Annotated in this window: 1 protein-coding gene; it reads right to left on the bottom strand. The window is 73.9% G+C overall.

Translation table 11 applies throughout. The annotated features are described in order from the left end of the window. Positions 1-3018: type I polyketide synthase (locus FMEAI12_RS17620; RefSeq protein ID WP_146776722.1), on the bottom strand; the 3018-nt coding region annotated here is incomplete at both ends.

Below are 3018 nucleotides of genomic sequence, written 5' to 3'. Positions count from 1 at the left end.
GGGTGGTGAGTTGGTGGGCCTGGTCGCGTAGGGCCTGGGGGGTGCGCGCGGACAACACCCAGGCCAGCACCGATCCCCGCGCGGCGTCCTCCCGCGGCTCGCGCGGCCGCGGCACCGACGGCCGATCCAACGGGTCTCCCGGGTCTCCCGGCGCGGACGGTACCGCGCCGTCGACCTCGTCGGTCGTTCCCGCGGAGCCGGCGGCGAGCACGTCCTCCGGGGCCTGCTCCAGAACGAGGTGGGCGTTGGTGCCGCTGATCCCGAACGCGGAGACGGCCGCCCGCCGCGGACGTCCCACCTCCGGCCAGGGCTGGGTGCGGGTGAGCAGGGTGACCGCGCCGGACTCCCAGTCCACGTGCCGGGACGGCGCGTCGACGTGCAGGGTCGCGGGCAGAACACCGTGGCGCAGCGCGTGCACCATTTTGGTGATGCCGGCGACGCCGGCGGCGGCCTGGGTGTGGCCGATGTTCGACTTGACCGACCCCAGCCGCAGCGGCCGGTCGGCGGGCCGGTCCCGGCCGTAGACGGCGAGCAGCGCCTGGGCCTCGATCGGGTCGCCGAGCGTGGTGCCCGTCCCGTGCGCCTCGACGGCGTCCACGTCGGCCGGGGTGAGCCCGGCGCTCGCGAGCGCCGCACGGATCACCCGCTGCTGGGACGGTCCGTTCGGTGCGGTGAGCCCGTTGGACGCGCCGTCGGAGTTGACCGCCGATGCCCGGATCAGCGCCAGCACCCGGTGGCCGTTGCGGCGCGCGTCGGACAGCCGTTCCAGGGCGAGCAGGCCGACTCCCTCGGCCCATGCGGTGCCGTCGGCGGCGTCCGCGAACGGCTTGCAGCGCCCGTCCGGCGCCAGCCCGCGCTGCCGACTGAACTCCACGAAGATCCCCGGGGTCGCCATGACGGTGACGCCGCCGGCGATCGCCAGCGCGCACTCGCCGCCGCGCAGCGCCTGCACGGCCAGATGGGTCGCCACCAGCGACGACGAGCAGGCGGTGTCCACAGTGAGCGCCGGCCCCTCCAACCCGAGCACGTAGGCGAGCCGGCCGGAGGCGACCGACGTGGTGTTGCCGGTGAGGAGGTAGCCCTCGTGCCCGGCCGCGGCCTCGTGCAGCCTGGGGCCGTACTCCTGCGGCATGGTCCCGACGAACACCCCGGTGCGGCTGCCGCGCAGCGTCGCCGGATCGATGCCCGCCCGCTCCAGGACCTCCCAGGAGGTCTCCAGCAGCAGGCGTTGCTGCGGGTCCATCGCCGCGGCCTCGCGGGGGGAGATGCCGAAGAAGTCGGGATCGAACTCGTCGGCGTCGTAGAGGAAGCCACCGGCGCGCACGTGGCAGGCGTCGGTGTCGGCGCGCTCCCAACCACGGTTCGTCGGGAAGGGGCCGATGGCGTCGCGGCCGTCCACGACCAGCTCCCACAGTTTCTCCGGGCTGTCCGCGCCGCCCGGCCACCGCCCGGCGATGCCGACGATCGCGATCGGTTCGTCCGCGGCCGGTCGCGGCGACCGGTCGGTGCCGTCCGCGCGGCCGCCGGACGTCGGCGCGACGAGTGCGTCGACGTGCTCCGCCACCCGCCGCGGGGTCGGATGGTCGAAGGTGAGCGTCGGGGAGAGCCGCCGTCCCAGCGCCGCCGCCAGCCGGTCGCGGAACTCGACCGCCCCGAGGGAGTCGACGCCCAGGTCCTTGAAGGTGAGGTCCGGATCGACGGCGGCCGTCCCCGGGTGTCCCAGTACGGCGGCCGCGCAGCCGCGCACGGTCTCGAGCAGTCCCTCGCGGCGCTGTGTGGCCGAAAGCCCGTCCAGACGGGTGCCGGGCGTGCCGACTCCGCTGCCGCTGGCACTTCCGGCGCCGTCGAAGCCGTCGAAGCCGGAATCGCCGGCGTCCGGTCCGGTCACGGCCGGTGTCGGCGCCGGGCTCTCGTCCGCCGTCAGCCAGAAGGAGCGTCGCTGGAACGGATAGGTCGGCAGCGCGATCCTCCGTCCGTCCGTCCGGGTCGGGGCCGCGTCCCACCGCACGTCGTGACCACGGGTGTGCAGGACGGCGAGGTTCGTCAGGAACCGCCGCGGGCCCCCCTCGCCGCGCCGCAACGAGCCGACGACGGTGACCGGCCGCGGGGCGTCCGTCTCGTTGAGCGTCTGGTCGACGGCGGGGCTGAGGACGGGATGCGGACTGGCTTCGACGTAGGTGTCGTGGCCGTCGCGGTGGGCGGCCTGGAGCGCCTGGGTGAGCAGCACGGGGTTGCGCAGGTTGTCGTACCAGTAGTCGGCGGTGAGCCGGGAGGTGTCCACCAGGTCGCCGGTCAGCGTGGAGTAGAAGGCGACCGGGCTCGGCCGCGGGACGACCCCGGCCGCGGCCGCCAGCACCTCGTCGCGAATCCGTTCGATCTGGGGGGAGTGCGAGGCGTAGTCGACGGGGATGCGCCGGGCGTCGACCCCGCGGGCGGCGAGGATGTCCAGAAGATCCTCCAGCGCGCCGGTTTCACCGGAGACGACGGTGTGCGGGCCGTTGTGCGCGGCGATGGTGATCTCACCGGATCCCGCGGCGAGGTATTCCGTGTTGACCTGGTGGGCGGGGAGGGGGATGGAGATCATGGTGCCGGTGCCGGCGAGGTGGCGTAGGGCTTGGGCGCGCAGGGTGACGATTTTGGCGGCGTCGGTGAGGGTGAGGGCGTCGGCGATGTGGGCGGCGGTGATTTCGCCCTGGCTGTGGCCGATGACGGCGTGGGGGTGGATGCCGTGGTGTTGCCAGAGGCGGGCGAGGCTGGTCATGACGGCGAAGAGGGTGGGTTGGACGACGTCGACGCGGTCGAGGGTGGGGGCGTTGGGGTTTTGGTGGAGGACGTCGAGGAGGTTCCAGGTGGTGTGGGGGTGCAGGGCGTCGGCGCAGGCGTGGATGTGGTGGGTGAAGACGGGGTTGGTGGTGAGGAGTTCGCGGGCCATGGCGGGCCATTGGGTGCCTTGGCCGGGGAAGACGAAGACGGTTTTGCCGGTGCCGGTGCCGGTGCTGCTGGTGGGTGGGGTGGTGG

Source organism: Parafrankia sp. Ea1.12 (genome assembly GCF_900465275.1).
Taxonomy (GTDB): Bacteria; Actinomycetota; Actinomycetes; order Frankiales; family Frankiaceae; genus Parafrankia; species Parafrankia soli.
The sequence above is the reverse complement of the archived record's forward strand: the minus strand, read 5'-3'. Positions and strand labels throughout refer to the sequence as shown.